The following is an 18,941-nucleotide window of genomic DNA, read 5'->3' on the forward strand; positions in this document are numbered from 1 at the left end:
AATTTAAACAATTCAAAATCAACAAACGTTATGAAGAGTACTTTCAGGTTTTTCCATTTCGGATTGTTGTTTTTGATACTTCTAACTTCAAAAAATGCAGTAGCGCAGGATAAAGTCGTTTTGGCTAAAATGACGTCAAATGTTCAGGATTTTATAAATAGTCTCGACGCTGGAAAAAAGAAAGATGCGTGTGTCGGTTTTGACGATTCCCTCCGTTTCGACTGGAACTATGTGCCGAGGTCCAGAAAGGGATTAACCCTGAAAAACATGAACGAAAGCCAGAGAGCGAAAGCGTTTGCGATGGTAAAATCTGTTTTGAGTGTGGAAGGTTATAAAAAGATAACGGATATCGTAGATATGGAAAATGTGCTTCGGGTTATTGAAAATAAATCATCCACAGACACATACCGCGACCCTGAAAGTTATTCGTTCCTGATTTTCGGATTGCCGGGTCAGAAAGCACCCTGGGGATGGCGAATGGAAGGGCATCATATTTCACTGCATTTTACGATTGTCGGCGAAAAAATAACTTTTACTCCTGGTTTTTTCGGTTCTAACCCCGGCAAAGTCTTAGCTGATGTTCCTCAAAAAGGCAAGCGAATTCTAAAGGAGGAGCAGGATGTTGCGTTTGCATTATTGCAATCTTTTTCGCCGGAACAAAACAAGCAGGTAATCCTGTCTGAAAAGGCGCCCTGGGAAATTCTGTCTTCGAATAAACGAAGTAATCTTGTTAACCTGAAACCAGAAGGTATAGCCATGAACGATATGTCCGCCACGCAAAAGACGCTTTTTCTTGGACTTATTGCTGTATATCTGGATCGGTATCACGTGACTTTGAAAGATCAACAAATGGTTAAATTAAAGGAATCCGGGCTGAATGGCATACATTTTGCTTGGATGGGAGACAAGGAGCCGAGAATTGCGGAAGGTGCCGGGTACTATTATCGGATACAGGGACCGTCAATCCTGATCGAGCTGGACAATACCCAGAATAACGGTAACCACATTCACACCGTTGTAAGAGATTTAACCAACGACTTCGGTGAAGACTTACTGCGATCGCATTATCAAAAGATGCACGCCAATCATTAGAAAATATCTTTCATTTTAATCATTCTTCGATGAAGCAGCCATTTTCTGTGCCTTTTAAACATCCGTTCCAAGCGGATAAAAATTATTCAAAATCAGTCGTTTATTTCTCCATGGAATTCGCTCTGGATCAAGCTTTAAAGACTTATTCAGGCGGTTTGGGTTTTCTGGCAGGGTCGCATATGAAGAGCGTTTATGCCTTAAATCAGAATCTTGCAGGCGTAGGAATGCTCTGGAAATATGGATATTATGACCAGGGAAGAAAAAAGGATAACAGCATGGAACCTCAGTTTCATGAGAAGATTTATCACTTTTTGCAAGACACCGGAATTCATTTTTCAATACCGATTTTAGGGAAAGATGTGTGGGTGAGAGCTTATTATCTTGCGCCGGAAGTTTTCAAAACTGCACCTATGTTTTTCCTAACCACCGATACCGATGGAAACGACGAAGCGACAAGGGCGATTTCTTATTCGCTTTACGATTCAGATGTTACGATGAAAGTGGCGCAATGTATGGTTTTAGGAATAGGTGGCGCGAAATTACTGGACGAGCTGAAATATCAGCCGGATGTTTATCATTTCAACGAAGCTCACGCCATTTCTGCGGCTTTTTATTTATATCAGAAATATAAAAAACTGCCGGAATTGAAGAAACGGATGGTATTCACGACTCATACGCCGGAGGAAGCGGGGAATGAAAAACATGACATCAATTTCCTTGAGGGACTAGGTTTCTTTTCTGGTCTGAAAATGGATGTAATAAGGAAAATTACGGGTATTGAGGACGATACTTTTAATCATTCCCTTGCAGCGTTACGATTAAGCAGGAAAGCCAATGGTGTTTCGAAATTGCATGGTGAAGTGTCGAGGAACATGTGGAAGATTTATCCTGGAATTTGTGAAATAACTCATATTACAAACGCCCAGAATAACACTTATTGGGTGGATCCAGTTCTGGAAAAAGCCAGACTCGAAAAAGATTCCAAGGCAATTTCAGAGCGAAAAAAAGTTTTGAAAACGACGCTTTTCAAAACAGTGGCCGATCAATGTGGAAGGATTTTTGATCCCAATGTGCTGACGATCGTTTGGGCCCGCCGGTTTGCCGCTTATAAACGTCCGGACATTCTGACCTGGGATGTTGAGCGATTTAAAAAATTACTCGAAAATACTGATTATCCGATTCAAATAATCTGGGCCGGGAAACCTTATCCAAAAGACGAAGGTGCGATTAACACTTTCAACCATCTATTTTATCTAAGTCACTATTTTCCAAACATGGCGGTCTTGACAGGTTATGAACTTGAACTTTCAAAGTTGATGAAAGATGGTTCAGATGTGTGGTTGAATACGCCGATCGTAACCCGCGAAGCATCGGGAACTAGTGGAATGACGGCTGCGATGAATGCTTCGCTGAACGTTTCCACATTTGACGGATGGATTTGTGAATTTGCCAAAAATGAAGAAAATTCTTTTATTCTGCCGGTTGCCGAAGGCGATGATATCAACAAAATAGACTGCGATAATCTTTTCGAAGTGATTGAAAACAAGGTTCTTCCGACATATTATAAAGATCAGAAAGAATGGCAGCGATTGATATTGAACAGTATGAACGACGTCAGCGAAGAATTTAACTCGGATCGCATGGCTCGTGAATATTATGAGAAGCTATACTAAGAAGTCAGGGTTTCACGCAAAGTGGAAAAGTAAAGCAAAGAGCGCAAATTTTATCCTTTGCGCTCTTTGCTTTTTTTACTTACCTGCTTTGCGTGAAAGGCGGTTGTCAAAAGCATTAACCTACTTCAAAGCCAAACAAAAAAAGTAATATCAACATATTGAATCCAAGTGATAGTTAGTAGATTTGATAAAGTCAAAAATCAAAACTACACTCCTGAATGAAAACTATTTACAGCCTAATTTTAACACTATTCATTATTCCAACTGCTTTTGCTCAGGATTATTCCGACAAAATAACTTTGGTTATTCACGGAGGAGCCGGAACAATAACCAGGGCTAACATGACGCCTGAAAAAGAAAAAGCATATAGAGAAGTGCTCGATACGGCGCTTCAAAACGGATATGCTATTTTAAAAAAAGGTGGAACAAGTCTGCAAGCTGTTGAAGCTGCGATTATGGTCATGGAAAATTCGCCGTTGTTCAATGCCGGAAAAGGTGCAGTTTTTACACATGAAGGCAAGAATGAAATGGACGCAGCAATTATGGAAGGCAATAATTTGATGGCCGGGTCAATGGCTGGTGTTACGACAATCAAAAATCCGATCAAGGGCGCGATTGCTGTGATGGAAAAATCTCCGCATGTGCTGATGGCTGGAAAAGGTGCGGATCAGTTTGCGAAAGAACAGGGATTAGAAATTGTTGATCCATCCTATTTTTATACAGAAGCGCGTTACAAAGCATTGCAGAAAGCGATAAAAGAGGAAAAAGTAGAATTGGATCATACAGAAAAGACAAAAGAGGAAATAAAAAAAGCTCCTAAAACAGGTTACCAAAAAGACGAAGATCTGATTTTTACGGAAGGGAAAAAGTTTGGAACTGTTGGTTGTGTTGCGCTTGATAAATTTGGAAATCTAGCGGCGGGAACTTCAACAGGTGGAATGACCAACAAAAAATATGGTCGAGTGGGAGATGCGCCCATAATAGGTGCGGGCACATATGCCAACAATGCTACTTGTGCTGTTTCTGCTACGGGACATGGTGAGTTTTTTATCCGATCTGTTGTCGCCTATGATATTTCTTCGTTGATGGAGTACAAAGGTTTGTTAGTCAAAGATGCTGCTGATGAAGTTGTTATGAAAAAATTGGTGGGTCGTGGTGGTGAAGGTGGTGTGATTGCTTTGGATCGAAATGGAAATATTGCAATGCCTTTCAATAGTGAAGGCATGTATCGTGGTTATATTAAAGAAGGGAAAAGTGAGGTGATGATTTATAAAGACGAGAAGCGCTAACACCGATATGCAAGTCGGTGTTAGCCGCTGTGGGCGATTAGGCGCCGATTTGTTTTGCAAGAATGGCTATTCCTTCCCGGAACGTATGCGGTTTGTAACCCAGGATTTTTTCTGATTTTGTCAGATCAAAGCCAGTTCGTGGCGGTCTTTTAGCGGGTTGGGTAAATGCTGACGCATCCGTTTGAGAAATCAAAGATTTGTCCAGACCAAAATAATCAGCGGCTATGATCGCCATTTCATAAGGTGTATAAAGCTCTTTTCCGGAAATGTTAAAAATACCTTCCGCCTTCTGATCTGCAATCAGAAAACAGCCTTGGGCTAAATCCTCGGCAAGGGTCGGCGTTCTGAACTGATCGGTTACTACTTTTATATTTTTGCCTTCTTCAAGAGACTTTTTCACCCAGAGGATAATGTTGCTACGGCTCATATCATGGGCAATCCCGTATACCAGGACAGTTCGTGCAATGGCCCATTTTATATCTGAATTGATGACAACTTTTTCTGCTGCATACTTACTCCATCCATAAAAACTGATCGGGTTTGGATCCGCTTCTTCATTATAAGGCCCTGCTTTTCCGTCAAAAATAAAATCGGTGGATACGTGGACAAGGAAAATATCATGTTTTTTGCATGCTTCAACCAGAAATTCCACCGCATTAACATTCTGTTTCCAACACGCATCTTTTTCCATCTCACATTGATCCACATTTGTCATAGCAGCGGTATGAATGACGACGTCGGGCTTTATCTCCGAAATAACCTGTTCAATTTGCAAGGGATCCGTAATATCCATTCCATAATATTCGTAAGAATCTGTGAATGGTAACCGGTTCTCTCCACGCGCTGTTGCTATCGTTTTTATGGAAGAATCCTGAATTAGTAATTCAACGAGTTTTTGCCCTAGAAGTCCGTTTGAACCCGTGATAAGAAAGCGTCTTTTATTGGAATCAGCTGCCATGAAAATGTAACGATGTTTGTCTGGTGCAATATAGAATATAAAAATCTAAAAAATAAAGCTGTCTCCCAGGTCGGGAAACAGCTTTATTCCGTTTTGTCAGCGCATCAAAATCTAACTTGCAAAAACGTAACCATATTTTTTAGTGATTTTTTTCTTCTTCATCTTTTTGACAGTGACCTTCATTTTTATGTCTTTATCCGGTCTGTCGCGCTCGTCTTTCGGCTTTGCACTTATCGCATCCACAACTTCCATTCCATCAATAACCTGACCGAAAACCGTATATGCGCCATCCAGGTGAGGCGTTCCACCTTCTGTTTCGTAAACCTTTCTCTGAGCATCAGTAATTTTTCTGGCTGCACGGGCAGCTTGCTTATCCAGCTCATTTTTGCTCCATTTTCTACCTTCCACGATATAAAACTGGCAACCGCTTGATTCTTTTTTAGGATTATTATCCCGTGCTGCGGCTAATGCTCCCTTCCGATGAAAAAGATTTGGTCTGATTTCTTCCGGAATTTTATATCCGTTTTCGCCTCTTCCCAAAACGTCATCTGCCTTAGCATTTTTCGAATCAGGATCACCACCCTGAATCATAAAATCTTTAATAACCCTATGAAAAAGAAGGTCGTTGTAAAACTTGTCTTTTGAAAGTTTAATAAAGTTTTCCTTGTGTTTGGGCGTCTCGTCATAGAGTATCACCCGCATTTTTCCCTGATCTGTATCAATCGTAACAAGGTAATCTTTTTTGGATTTTTTCTGGGCAAGTGTGTTTAAAGCAAGCAGACAGAAAACGGTCAATAACGTTAGTCGATTCAATTTCATTTTCAATTATTTAACGGCAAGTACATTTTTATCAGGCGTGAATTGAAATTTCAGGCCATAATCTTTCCCCTCCGACACATCTTCCATCGTCACATGCACGGAGTTTTTAAACCAGGATACGGTTTTATCTTTTTCTTTCGGAGTTTCGTAAAGTTCGGTGAAATGTCCTTTTGCAGCGTTCCATAGTTGTTTTGTTGCATCAGGACTGTTCAGGTATACATCTACCATAATTTTATTTACCTTTTTGTCGGAAGTAATAAAATACTGGATATCAATCGTTTCCAGCTTTTCAGTTTCTTTGGTAAAACCTACATGGTCAGCCGCATCTTCAAACATTTCATACGTTTCAGTAGCCTTAACTTTGCTCAGCGGATCGCCGAAAGAAATACTGCGAAAAACGCCGTCTGTCGATGTGCCAAGCACTTCCTGGAGCAATGCCGATTGGTCACTGTTAAGTTCTTCCGGCGCAGCCTTTACAACGGAAGATGAATCTTGTTTGGGTGTCTCTTCTTCATCTTTTGTCTTGGTATTACAATTTTGAAGCGTAACGGCCAGAAGAATTAGTACAAAAATGTTTCTAAGTGTGTTAGAGTATGTCATGTTTCGCTAAAAGAATATATACCGCAAATCTAACTATAATCAATATCTTTTTTCAAAGCCGCCATCATTTATACCAAAATGTTTGTCGGATTTTACCTGGGGAAACTAAAATTTTATGCCGTTTGATTCTGAAATAATCGAAAATGGAATATCAGGAAAATGTTACACAGCTTTTTGAGAGCATTAAAACTCTCTGCCTATGTTGAAGAAAAAACGACGTTCACCTTTTCCGTTGATGGTGAGGTTAAAACGTGCGACGATGTTATAAAAAGTGACAACGTCCAAGCCGGCACCTGCGCCATAGATAAATTTATTCCCCAATCTGGTGTTACTTAACTCAGGATAGCTGTTTTTAACATAAGCAGCATCTGCGAAAGTATTCAGGTAAGCAGCGAGCGGAATGGTGTTAAACTGACGAATTGGAATCCACGGTATTGTTTTCTGGGTAGAAAATATTTTGTATTTCAACTCATTTTTCAGCAACCCGTAACTTTGGCCGTCTATTACATACAATTCATATCCGCGCACAAGATCGTTGCGATATCCCAGTCCGATGGTCTGGAGATAAGGCTGTCGCTGCGGTATAGAAGTTCTTGCCCGGATACCGGAATTGGCAAAAAATCGCTCGCTTAATTGGAAAAACTGCTTGTAGGATGCATACACGTATGCCTGATTTATATTATCAGAAGGTAATAAACCAATCTTTGAAAACTGAACGCCGCCTACTTTTCCTCTCAAAGGATATTGAAAATTATCCCGCTTGTCGTAACTGAATGAATATGTCAGCTGAAAATACTTTTGATCTGTTCTGCTTTTTAGTAAATAATTTGGATTTAAGATAGCAATGGTATCCGAAATCTGCGTCGAACTCCATCGTAAATCCAGCGAATGAAAGGTATAATATTTATTCCTTCGTGTTAGAGAGACGAAGGTATAAAAACGTTTTTTGTTGATATCCTCACTATTCAGATAGCTCAACTTATCCCGCCAGGTCCGAAAAGCCATCGTTTTATTTGTTGAATAAGAAGCGCCTACTGTAATACCCGTTTTTTGTGCTTTATCAAGATAAGGTAAGGAATACGTCACCTCAAATTTTGGAATAAAACCAAATTCAGCCAGGACCCTTAATTTGTCAGCCCTCCCGGTAACATTACCGTAGCTCATATAAACACCGTAAATAATTCTGCTCAGGTCGCGGTTCCTGTCATACCACCATTCGTTGAAATTCCTGTCTGCCAGCTGAAAAACCGGCGTTGCAATAAAATACCAGCGCTCTTTGACCAAGATTCTGATATTGGTACGGATAGAATCTGCATTTGCCTCGGGGATCATTTCTACCGTTATGAACAAATTGGTATTAACCACTTTTCTTCGGTCAATTTCCAGTGTCTCAGCGAGTAAACTTGTCGGTATGGTGTCGCCGGACTTAATGACAAGTTCTCTTGTGATAATATTGGTTCGTGTGTGGTGATTGCCTTCCACGATGATATCTCCCAAAATAACCTGCGGTATGCTATCCGCAGGAATCTGAGCGTGCAATGCCGTAGAAAGAAGTGTAAATAAAAATATAAAGTAAATATCCTGATAGCGTAGGGTTCCCTTCATTCTGCTCTTTCCATGTTCTGTTTTGAAACGATCTTTAATTTTGGTCTGCTTCATATTTTGTCAAAAATACGCCTAAATCATTTGGAACAGTGCTTCTGCCTTAAATAAACTAACGGTTTTCTTCTGCAAGCCGGTCAGCTACCGAATGTTATGTAATTGTTAATAATTAAAAAACCAAGACAAATGATAGTCTGTTTTTTGACGACGCGAGTATCATATCACAAGACTAACAGGCGATCATATGACACCATCCCGTGCCGAAGATTTGATTAATAAACTGATCGCTAACAAGCTTTCCGGGGATGAATTGACCGAACTATTAGCCGGTATAAGTAATGAAAATGAAAAGCAAAAATATTCCGATGCTCTTGAAATTTATTTTAATCAGCTCCTGAGAGAAAACAGGGATGAGCATGAATAAAAGGAAAGTAAAGAAAAATGCATGAAGTCAAAAGTTCTGTCTAAATCTACAATCTATGTTTTTAACAATTACTCTCTTGTAAAATGAACACAAAAACAATTATTTTATCATCATTCCGATGTTTGCTTATCCTCCTGATGACGGTTGGATTTGGAGCTTCGGTTGTAGCCGCAGAAAAGCCAGCCGCGTTGTCAAAAACGACAAAATTGGCCCGGACGATTTCAGGTCGCGTAACTTCATCGAACGATGGAACAGCCATACCGGGAGTCAACATCATTTTAAAAGGGTCGCAGATAGGAACAACTTCTGATGCATCCGGTATGTATTCCATATCTATTGATGAAGCCAAAAATCCTGTTTTGGTGTTCTCTTTTATTGGCTTTGAAAATCAGGAAATTTCTGTCGGGAATGAATCTGTGATTAATGTTGCCCTAAAAGAGGGATCAGAAACGTTGCAGGAACATGTCGTGACAGCACTAGGTTTAAATCGTGAAAAGCGCTCGCTTGGCTATTCAGTCGGCCAGGTTGATGGAAAAGAAATCAGTAGAGTTGCCCAGGAAAACATTCTTAATTCCTTATCAGGAAAAGTTCCGGGCGTTTCGATCAGTGCAACAGGCGGAACAGGCTCTTCTGTCAGTATGATTATTCGCGGGGCAACTTCGCTGAGCGGTGATAATCAGCCGTTATTTGTGGTGGATGGTGTGCCGATAGCGAACACACTAAACAACATCAGCCAGGTTGGTAATGATAACCGTGTCGATTACGGAAATGCGATTTCAAGCATTAACCCGGACGATGTTGAAAGTGTTTCGATTCTGAAAGGCCCAAGTGCCGCAGCGCTTTATGGATCAAGAGCCGGTAGCGGTGTTGTCTTGATTACAACAAAAAGTGGCAGCAAAGCGAAGAAAATGACGGTGTCTATAACTTCAAATACTGTGTTTGATAAGCCTTATCGTTTTTTGAAAATGCATTCAAAATTTGCAACCGGGATTTTACCTTTTACACCTGATAATAATCCATATCCGGGCGGAGTTTTGCAGATAGATGAAGGTTCGGCAGGAGGCGTGGGCCCGGAACTGGATAAAGGTTATAAGGCAATTCAATGGAACAGCCCGCTTGATGCAGATGGAAATCCAGTCGCGACGGAACTGGTATCACATCCTAACAATGTGAAGAATTTTGTCCAAACTGGGATTACCACGACAAACGGCGTTTCTATTGCGAACAATACGGAATCGATTACTTATCGCCTTTCTTATTCCAATATGACCAATCGCGGTATCGTCCCGAATTCTGATTTGTTTCGTAATTCTTTGAACGTGAGTACTTCGCTGAAAGCAAGTAAAAAACTGACGATCAGTACAAACCTTGATTTTAGCAGAAACAATTCGAATAACCGTCCATCGGGAAACCGCGGAACGAATCCTTTGCAATGGGCTTACGCAGTTTCTCCGCATATTGACATTCGGGACCTGAAAAATTATTGGGTTCCCGGACAGGAAGGTTTACAGCAATTATCCCAGGCGCAGGGCGATTACAATAACCCATACTTTTTAGCTTATGAGGTAAACAACAGCTTTGTCCGTGATCGTGTTTTTGGAAACCTTAAAGCTGATTTGCAAATCACTCCGCATTTAAGTTTGATGGCCCGGTATGCTCTGGATACTTACAATGAGCAGCGGGAGACAAAAATCGGAAATAGTTATACCAATGATTCAAGAGGCGGATATGGTATTATTGATTTGAAGCGGTTCGAGCGTAATGCGGATTTCCTCGCTACTTATAAAAGAGATATCAGTGATTTTAGTTTATCTTTTTCAGCCGGGGGAAATACACGTTACCAAACAAATACAGATGTCAATAACGCTACGAAAAACGGTGCCGGTCTTATCATTCCCGGGTTGTTTACGATCGCTAACATTGCTCCTGCAAATCTTCGCTATGATAGTTATTTTTCTGAAAAAGCTGTTTTCAGCGTATATGGTCTGGCGAACTTCGGTTACCGCGATATGATTTTCCTTGACGTTACAGCGCGTAACGATTGGTCAAGCACGCTTCCGAAAGAAAACCGTTCCTATTTTTATCCGTCCGCGTCACTTAGTATTTTGTTAAACGAAATGATTCCTGTCTCTGAACAGATCAGCTTGTTTAAATTAAGAGGTGGTGCAGCGCAAGTTGGAAAGGATACCAATCCTTATAGTTTGTTTGCAACATTGGAGAATGCCGGTGCGTGGGACGGAGTTCCGCGTCTGTCAAAATCAGGTAAGATTTTGCTTCCTGATCTGAAACCGGAAATAGCAACGTCTTATGAAGCAGGTGTGGATTTGAATATGTTCCATAATAAATTACGTTTTGCCGGAACATATTATCAGGTTGAAAACAGAAATCAGATCATTCCGACAACCTTGCCGGGATCGAGTGGATTTACTTCTAAAAACATCAATGCAGGTTTGTTGGTAAGTAAGGGCGTTGAGCTTTCGCTGGGAGGAACACCTTTGGATAAAAACGGATGGCGCTGGGATATAACGGCCAACTGGTCGCGTAACCGGACTACAATCAAAGAATTGTCTGACGGATTGGAATTTTACGATTTGTGGGCAGACGCCAAAGGTGGTGCACGAACATATGTGGGCGAACAAATCGGAGATTTGTATGATGCAGAAGTTGTCACTGTTACGGATAAATCTTCAAAATATTTCGGATATCCGATCCTCGACAGTGATGGTTCGTGGCAAAGTGTGAGTTACTCAAACACCCGAAACAAGATCGGAAATTTTAATCCTGATTTTATACTGGGTATGCAAACATCACTTACTTACAAAGGATTTAGCTTGAACATGACCTTCGACTGGAGAAATGGCGGAAATTTTGTTTCTCAGACTTACCGTTATGCTGAGTCAGATTTGCGGTCTGAGAGATTCCTGGATCAGTTGATAAACCCGAACGGACTTTCAGGAGATGCCCTTGCCAATATGCTGACTTCTGATCCTGACAAGTATATAAAAATCAGCGGCAACCGTTTTCCAATCGTCGGTGGCCCGACCGCTGAATATGGTGGATTTCCTTACGAATATGGAGGGAATACCTACAATTATGCAGTATTCAATCCGGGTGTGATCGCAACGTATGACGAGGGCGGAAATATTACAGGTTACACTGAAAACCTTGGCGGAAAAGACACGAAATATATTCCTTATGGCGATAATTATCCATGGAGTTTTATGCGCGCGGCAACTTTTGACGCGTCGTTTATTAAACTACGTGAGGTTTCTCTTGGATATGATCTTCCAGCCAGTTTTGTGAAAAAGATCGGAGTCCAGGCTGCCAACGTTTCGGTATACAGCCGTAACATTATGTTATGGACAAAAGCCAAAATTGGTATTGATCCTGAAACGGCGTTCCAGCAGGAATCATCTGCGCAGGCAGGAACGCAGTTCCGTCAGGGAATTGAACGGTACAATGTGACGCCATGGGTTATACCTGTTGGTTTTAAACTTGGACTAACTTTCTGATAATCAAAACACAATTGTTTTAAAAATATCAATATGAAACTTATTAGCAAAAAAATAATAGCGTTCTCCTTACTTTTCTGCGGGCTTACATTTTCTTGTAAGGATCTGACGGAATTGAACGAGAATCCGAATGGAGTTGGACCTGAATCGGTAAACCCAAATCTTATTATGCCAACGGTCTTGACCGAAGCGGCCAGGACTTATGTAGAACTTGGTTATCAGGATATTGCCGGCGTTGTACAGCATACGCAGAAGGACGCTTGGTCAAGCGGACACAATGATTATGATTGGGGCGGCGACCAAAGCTGGAACCGTTACTATGACGTTTTAAGAAATAACGATTTGCTTTATAACAGAGCTGTCGAGATGAAACTGGAATTTCACCAGGGCGTTGCGCTGGTCATGAAATCGTTTATGTTCGGCCTGATCACGGATTTGTGGGGCGACGCTCCTTATACCAATGCGTTAAAAGGTGAACTGGGAAGTACTGCTGATATCAAACCTGTTTTTGATGACCAGTCGGTAATTTATGCAGGCATCATTGCCGATCTTGAAAAAGCAAATACCTTGTTGTCAAAATCAAAAAGTGAGTATTCCGGTATTGTTGATAATGTCGACGTTTATTACAGCGGTGATCCTGTAAAATGGAGAAAAATGGCCAATTCGCTGCTTTTAAGATATTACATGCGTATTTCTGCTAAACAACCTGACATTGCAAAAGCAGGAATTGAAAAAATAGCAGCGAGTGCTGATAAATATCCGATCATTTCGGTAAACACAGACGATGCCACGATGGGTTTTGCCGGAAATAGCGAAGGTGATTCCTGGCCTGCTGATACAGTTATTGATGCCAGCGGAAGTAATTACAGAAGATTAAAAATGTGTGCAACTTTCGTAGAAAAACTTCAGGCACTGAAAGATCCGAGACTTGCGATATGGGCAAATAAAGTTCAGGTTCCGTTGGTCGTTGATGCGACGCTTCCTGCAGGAACGGATAAAATTGTGAATGGAAAAAGAATGCTTTCTCCCGATAAAGTGGGAAGCGCGCAAATCGATACAGATCCGGAATATGTCGGATTGCCACCAAGTTTTTCAGCACTGCCGTCGGCCTATAATCTAAATCCGACTCCGGGGCAAACATCTTATAACCCGCACGTTTCATTTTTAAATAATATTTACAAATTCGCCAAAGGGCCGTTGTTAAGAGTACGCCTGATTTCTGCCGCGGAAGTTCATTTTATTCTTTCCGAAGCTGCGTTGAAAGGTTGGTCAGCGGGAAGTGCGAAAACACATTATGAGGAAGCTATCAAAGCTTCTTTCAATACCTGGACCGTTGCCAGTTCTTACGCAACTTATATGGCGCAACCGGGTGTTGTTTTTGATAATACGTTGAAGCAAGTGATCGAACAAAAGTGGATTGCAAGCTGGACAGCGGCCACAGAAGCGTGGTTTGATTACAGAAGAACAGGTTTGCCTGAATTGAAAGCTGGCCCTGCTGCGAAGAGACAAGTTTTGCCTGTGCGGTTCTACTATATGCGTAATGAGATAAATATCAACAAAGTCAATGCAGAACAGGCTTTAAGCAAATTACAGATTACCAGTTTCTCGCAAGCAGATAAGGAAAATAGTCCCTGGTCGAAGCAATGGCTGATTCAGGGTACCAATAAGCCTTGGTAGTCCTGATGCAATTCTAGTTTAAGCAAAAACGGGCCGATCATTGTCGCCCGTTTTTGCTTTTTAAAATGGCGACTGCTGTAATCGTTCTAAATGATCAACCTCAGCTTTTGAAAAAAACAACCATACTGACTTATCAATTAACCTCTGCATGATGAAAAGTAATATTCCAAAACTGATTTTTAATATACTGATTTTTTCTTTTTTGTTTGGCGTGAGCGTGAAAGCGCAGGAGCAGATAAAACCAGAAAATGCGCTTCAAAAATATCTTGACAATGGAGATAAATCTTTGAAATGGGAGATTAAAGAGACTTTCTTACAAGATGAAAATACATTTTACAACCTGCTCGTTACCTCTCAAAAATGGCGGGAATTTACATGGACGCATCAATTGACAATCATCGTTCCAAAGAAAAATAATTATGATGGAGCCCTCTTGTTTATTACCGGCGGGTCCAATAAGGAAGGACTTCCCAATTGGAGCAACAAGCGGGACGACAATTTACTCGTCTCTTTAAGTAATGTTGCCAAACAAAATCAGGCCATTGTAGCATTATTAAAACAAACACCCAATCAACCATTTTTCGGTGATCTTACCGAGGATGCTTTGATTTCTTACACCTTACACAATTTCAAAAAAGATAAAGACTATACATGGCCGCTGCTTTTCCCAATGGTGAAAAGTGCTGTGCGTGCAATGGATGTGGTTCAGGAATTTTCTAAGCAGAAATTGAAACATGATATAAATAGATTTGTAGTTTCCGGCGCTTCAAAAAGAGGATGGACAACCTGGCTCACGGGTGCGAATGACAAAAGAGTCGCAGCGATTGCACCGATGGTAATTGATATCCTGAACATGCCGGTAAGTCTGGATTATCAGATTAAATCCTGGGGAGATTACAGCGTCCAGATCGAGGATTATGTAAAACTGGGGATACCTCAAAACAGCAACACGCCGGACGGTTCTGCGATTACCACCATGATCGACCCTTATTCCTACCGTTCAAAACTTACAATGCCGAAATTAATCGTGATGGGAACCAATGACGAATACTGGGTTGTAGACAACATCAAAAATTATTTAAAAGAGATTCCCGGGAATAATATGCTTCACTATGTACCAAATGCCGGGCATGACCTCGGCGGTGGAAAACAGGCATTGGAAGCCTTGGGGGCATTTTTCGGTAATACGCTTACGGGGACGCCATATCCGGTTTGTGAATGGACACAATCGATTGATAAAAAGGGCGTCAACCTTTCTGTAAATGCCTCGGCGGATCCCTTGGTTGATGTGATTTTATGGTCGGCGGATTCGAAAGATCAGGATATTCGTGATGACAAATGGACTGGAAAAAGTCTGGGAATCAAAAATCAAGGCAAGGTTAAAGTGAGCCAGGCATTTCCTGCCAGCGGTTTTCGTGCATTTTATATTGATTTAAAATACAAGGATAAAAACGGCGGGACATATACTGAAAGCACCCGCGTATTTCTAACAAACAGTAAAGAACTGCTTTGAAAAAATTAATATTTAAAATGAAGCTAAATTTTAACCTTAATAATTTGACAGGTTCAATCCTGCTGATTTTTATTTGCTGTTCGGCAGTAAGGTATCAAACTGCAAATTCCGATACGGTGAAGAACGTGATTGATCATGTTGTAACAAGACTATATCAAGATCTTACTGTTCAACAGCTTGACGCTATCAATGATCGTTTTATTCTCAATTTTTTAACGAATGACGAAAAGCGCACACTGGCGACCAAATTCTGGACATTCGATGTAAATGTTCCAGTTACTGTATCACTGATGAGGCATACCAAACAGTTGGAAATTCCTTTTTGGATTAAAGAGAGCGGCTTTAAGAAAACAGGTTTGATCGTAAAAAATGAAGAATATGATTACGAGGTTTGGCAAAAAGATTTTGAGCAGGGGAAAGTTGAACTTGGGATAAATGGTTTTGACAAACATCGTCCTGTCTATTTTATAAGTGTTGCACCGCAGAAGAAGAGCGAGGAGCTAAAAGTAATGCACGTTTATCCGTCAGACTTTCCATTGTCGGTTATGAAAAAGGGTGCGTTTACCTACCATGACTGGGACGGTTTGGTTTTGACAGAAGTACCGGCCGAGCTGGACGGGCAGATTCTTTTTACAACCGTTCGTGGACGAGCGCGGGAGGCTCACCTGGTCGATGCTTTTCGTAAAACTATAACACCTTCGTCGACAAAACCGGATCAGATTTTGCTCACGATAAGTGATGATCCCAAAACGACCATGGATATTCAATGGCGGACAAATGGCACTACCGCTGGCGGTATGGTTAAATATTGGAATGAAAATGAGAAAGATACACTGTTGATCGAAGCCTCTTCGGAAAAAATGGAGGACAGACTACTGCAAAATGACCGATATATTTTTCGTCATACTTCGAAGCTCAAAAAACTTAAACCAGGGACTGTTTATAATTACAAGGTTGGATCTGAAAATGGAGTATGGTCAGATGTTTCTGGTTTTACAACAGAAGATTTATCTAATAATGGATTTTCATTCATTTGGTTTGGCGATACACACAAGTCTGAGATCTGGGGTGACATGGCTCAAAAGTCATTGAAACGACATCCTGAAATTTCGTTCTTTAATATTGCGGGAGATATTGTAAGCACGGGTCTGCACCGGGATGAATGGGATGAACTGTGGCAACATTCCGGCGAAGTTTTTCGATATAAACCGCTAATGCCAATACCGGGAAATCATGATAGCCAGGACGGATTAGGCGCTGAAATGTATCAAAATATGTTTAGCCTACCAGAAAATGGTCCTAACGGCTTGCCAAAAGAAATGACTTATGCTTTCAATTATCAGAATGCACTGTTTGTCATGATCGATGCGACGCTTTCGGTACCTGCACAGACGGCCTGGCTTGAACAAAAACTTAAAACTTCAAAAGCGAAATGGAAATTCGTTTTTTTTCATTTTCCTCCGTACAATTTTGTAGAGCCTTACGATGAAATCCGCAGGGAGTGGTGTACATTGTTTGATAAATATCATGTGGATATGGTTATGAGCGGGCACATGCACTATTATCTCAGAACCAAACCAATGAATAATGGGAAATCAATGAATTCACCTGCAAAAGGTACGATTTACACGATGTCGATAAGTATTCCTGGCAAACAGCCAGAATGGCCGGCAGAAGACTACGCAGTAAAAAGATATCCGGATGGCCCACTATATCAACACATTTCGATGAAAGGAAACAAGTTGACATATAAATGTCTGAATCCTGATGGTGTTGTGAAGGATGCTTTTGAGATAGTTAAGTAACCTGATTATTACAATACAATAAAGACAAAGGGAATTTTGTCTTTATTGTATTTTGGTTAGTTAGTGCCGAATTGTTTCAGTCAACAATAAGACTAAAATCTGCTCGTAAAGAATTATTAATCATGGCAGTCCTTGTCGAAAACTTCGTCGCTCGATTTCCATGCTGATAAACTTTCTTTTCTTTTTAAACTTGTTCTGAAATGCTAGCAATGGAATTCCAAGCGTTCCTGTAAATATCCCGCCCCTCAAAAATTCATGAGCTTGGTCGGAATTAAAAATGGTGGCAATTCCATGGCCAAACAGTACAGAACCAGTGACAATGGAAGTAATACCCAAAAATAGTGTGGTACCGGAAATATTCTGATAGCGTTTCTGTTCTGCAAACAATTTCTGATCTGGCCATTGCGCTATCGATTTTTGAAATGGCGTTGCCACAACCATTTTGTAATATTTTAAATCCGTTTGATCAGGTATTGTTTTATCCTGATATTGCGCAAAATTCAGGAATTCTTCTGTTTCTCCATTTCCATAAAATACCTTCAAAATTTGCGCTTTTGACATCAAACGGATTATCCCGTTGTCTGCTTCTTTATACTTTATTTCAGTAAGCCCCACTTCCAGAATGTTAACGGTTAGTGTGTCTTTTTTTACCGTAACAATTCTATCTGCATTTCTTTGCTGACCTATGGCTGGAAAACTAGCAATCGCAATTAATACCATGAAGGTAAAATTCGATTTTATACAACTTTTGAAATGCATACAATCAGAAATTTAGAGAAATAGACAATGAGCCGCTTCTGTTAAAGGGATTATAGCCAGGACAGATTTTAACATTAGAAATTGGTTCTTTTCGTTTAATCAGCTCTTCTTCGATAAGGATCATATTTCTGCTGTATTTTTTAGAAGTTGCAGTGCCAGCGATACCTACAACAAGCCCGGTTATGGCACCGCTAACAATTAAAGGAATGCCAATGTCCCTGTTTATGCTATTGTAGCGATAGCCATAAGGATCTTTCCGGCTACCGCTGATGACCAGGGCAATCCCGGTTATAGAAGCTGCGCCGCCTAACACACCAAAGATGATTGCAGCAGCTTTTGAAGATTTGGATCTGTCCTGATAAAATCGGTACGCGCCTTTCAAATCTTGCGGACGCCAAATGCTCAGATTGTCAACGAAATCTCTTTGAATCCACGGATTGGTTGGGTAGTAAATCACCGTACCGGTATTATTGTCTAATAAAACATTTGGTTGGGAAGGAAATGTCTGTGTTTCGCCGTTCCCATAATTGATAATGGCGATATCTGATTTAAGGATATGGAACGTTGGTCCATTCGGGTCACTGGCTTTTTTATACTGTACAATCCGTTCTTCGACAACCAGAATTTTACCCTCAATTTTGGTGCTGTCTTTTTTGATGATCAGGTCATTATGACGGACTTGGCCAAATGTGCTGTTAAGTGCGGTGAGGATAATTAATGAAATAGTGAAAATTCTAGTTTTCAGGGATAAAACATTCATGGAAAGTTAAGTTAGGCTGGTTATTTAAATTTGACGGATTTAAATATAGAAATTATCTCTGCTTCGTTCTTGCTTCTTCCAGTCAGAGACAATCGATTCATGTCATCGATTTTTGCATAAAAGCCAATAACTCCTTTGCCTGAAGTTTTAGGTTTTACAAGAAGTGCAGCGTGCCCGTCAATGATAATATTTTCCTTGTTGTGTGTTGCGGTTGTGATATCGTCAAAATTATAGGAATACCAACCATAGTCATAGTGTAAAGTATCAGCTTCATTTGTTATGATTCCTACTCGTGAATCTATACCCTGTCTGACGTAATGTTTCCAGTCGCGCGATGCGTTGATAGTAAACCCTGGCAAATCCATCGTTTGTGAAAGAGGATTATCAACAATACGCCCTTCTTTACAACTGTTGAGCCCAATCAGGGCAATCAGGAAAATGAGTTTTTTCATTGCGTT

At 40.7% G+C, this 18,941-nt stretch carries 15 protein-coding genes; 8 read left to right on the forward strand and 7 right to left on the reverse strand.

What is annotated here, in order from left to right:
• Window positions 1–30 precede the first annotated feature (30 nt).
• The 3 genes from L0657_RS10035 (at window position 31) to L0657_RS10045 (ending at window position 4,054) form a co-directional block, all read left to right on the forward strand.
• Window positions 31–1,092 carry a DUF3500 domain-containing protein gene (locus L0657_RS10035; protein ID WP_235150482.1) on the forward strand — a complete coding sequence of 354 codons (1,062 nt, stop codon included), beginning with the start codon at window positions 31–33 and terminating at the stop codon, window positions 1,090–1,092.
• A gap of 29 nt (window positions 1,093–1,121) precedes the next feature.
• On the forward strand, window positions 1,122–2,765 hold the full coding sequence (gene glgP, locus L0657_RS10040) for an alpha-glucan family phosphorylase (RefSeq protein WP_235150483.1): 1,644 nt from the start codon (window positions 1,122–1,124) through the stop codon (window positions 2,763–2,765).
• Between the two features lie 218 nt (window positions 2,766–2,983).
• Entirely contained in the window at window positions 2,984–4,054 is a 1,071-nt protein-coding gene (locus tag L0657_RS10045) for an isoaspartyl peptidase/L-asparaginase family protein (protein ID WP_235150484.1), read from the forward strand.
• A gap of 37 nt (window positions 4,055–4,091) precedes the next feature.
• On the opposite strand, the gene L0657_RS10050 is transcribed toward L0657_RS10045, so the two are convergent.
• The 4 genes from L0657_RS10050 to L0657_RS10065 all read right to left on the reverse strand — a co-directional run bounded on the left by L0657_RS10050 (window position 4,092) and on the right by L0657_RS10065 (window position 8,090).
• Entirely contained in the window at window positions 4,092–5,012 is a 921-nt protein-coding gene (locus tag L0657_RS10050) for an NAD(P)-dependent oxidoreductase (protein WP_235150485.1), read from the reverse strand.
• 111 nt (window positions 5,013–5,123) lie between these two features.
• A complete protein-coding gene (locus L0657_RS10055) occupies window positions 5,124–5,831 on the reverse strand; it encodes a peptidylprolyl isomerase (protein ID WP_235150486.1) in 708 nt (235 codons plus the stop codon).
• 6 nt (window positions 5,832–5,837) lie between these two features.
• Entirely contained in the window at window positions 5,838–6,431 is a 594-nt protein-coding gene (locus tag L0657_RS10060) for a hypothetical protein (RefSeq protein WP_235150487.1), read from the reverse strand.
• 183 nt (window positions 6,432–6,614) lie between these two features.
• Entirely contained in the window at window positions 6,615–8,090 is a 1,476-nt protein-coding gene (locus tag L0657_RS10065) for a BamA/TamA family outer membrane protein (protein WP_235150488.1), read from the reverse strand.
• Window positions 8,091–8,277: 187 nt separating this feature from the next.
• Here L0657_RS10065 and L0657_RS10070 point away from each other — a divergent pair, with 187 nt between their 5' ends.
• The 5 genes from L0657_RS10070 to L0657_RS10090 all read left to right on the forward strand — a co-directional run bounded on the left by L0657_RS10070 (window position 8,278) and on the right by L0657_RS10090 (window position 16,964).
• Window positions 8,278–8,457 (forward strand): hypothetical protein, encoded by a 180-nt coding sequence (locus tag L0657_RS10070; protein ID WP_235150489.1) that lies wholly within the window; start codon window positions 8,278–8,280, stop codon window positions 8,455–8,457.
• A gap of 83 nt (window positions 8,458–8,540) precedes the next feature.
• Window positions 8,541–11,969, forward strand: coding sequence for a SusC/RagA family TonB-linked outer membrane protein (locus tag L0657_RS10075; RefSeq protein WP_235150490.1), 3,429 nt, complete (start codon window positions 8,541–8,543; stop codon window positions 11,967–11,969).
• 33 nt (window positions 11,970–12,002) lie between these two features.
• Window positions 12,003–13,646 carry a SusD/RagB family nutrient-binding outer membrane lipoprotein gene (locus tag L0657_RS10080; RefSeq protein ID WP_235150491.1) on the forward strand — a complete coding sequence of 548 codons (1,644 nt, stop codon included), beginning with the start codon at window positions 12,003–12,005 and terminating at the stop codon, window positions 13,644–13,646.
• A 151-nt stretch (window positions 13,647–13,797) separates the two neighbouring features.
• Entirely contained in the window at window positions 13,798–15,159 is a 1,362-nt protein-coding gene (locus L0657_RS10085) for a PhoPQ-activated pathogenicity-related family protein (RefSeq protein WP_235151388.1), read from the forward strand.
• Between the two features lie 17 nt (window positions 15,160–15,176).
• A complete protein-coding gene (locus L0657_RS10090) occupies window positions 15,177–16,964 on the forward strand; it encodes a metallophosphoesterase family protein (RefSeq protein WP_235150492.1) in 1,788 nt (595 codons plus the stop codon).
• Between the two features lie 120 nt (window positions 16,965–17,084).
• Here the strand turns inward: L0657_RS10090 and L0657_RS10095 are convergent, their stop codons facing one another.
• Genes L0657_RS10095 through L0657_RS10105 form a run of 3 tightly spaced genes read right to left on the reverse strand, consistent with a single transcriptional unit; the run spans window position 17,085 to window position 18,935 of the window.
• Window positions 17,085–17,723, reverse strand: coding sequence for a hypothetical protein (locus tag L0657_RS10095; RefSeq protein WP_235150493.1), 639 nt, complete (start codon window positions 17,721–17,723; stop codon window positions 17,085–17,087).
• Between the two features lie 4 nt (window positions 17,724–17,727).
• Window positions 17,728–18,483, reverse strand: coding sequence for a hypothetical protein (locus tag L0657_RS10100; protein WP_235150494.1), 756 nt, complete (start codon window positions 18,481–18,483; stop codon window positions 17,728–17,730).
• A gap of 20 nt (window positions 18,484–18,503) precedes the next feature.
• The gene (locus L0657_RS10105) at window positions 18,504–18,935 is read right to left on the reverse strand and encodes a hypothetical protein (protein WP_235150495.1); all 432 of its coding nucleotides are present in this window, start codon (window positions 18,933–18,935) and stop codon (window positions 18,504–18,506) included.
• Window positions 18,936–18,941: the final 6 nt, after the last annotated feature.

The sequence above is a fragment of the Dyadobacter sp. CY345 genome, from assembly GCF_021502725.1.
Classification (GTDB): Bacteria; Bacteroidota; Bacteroidia; order Cytophagales; family Spirosomataceae; genus Dyadobacter.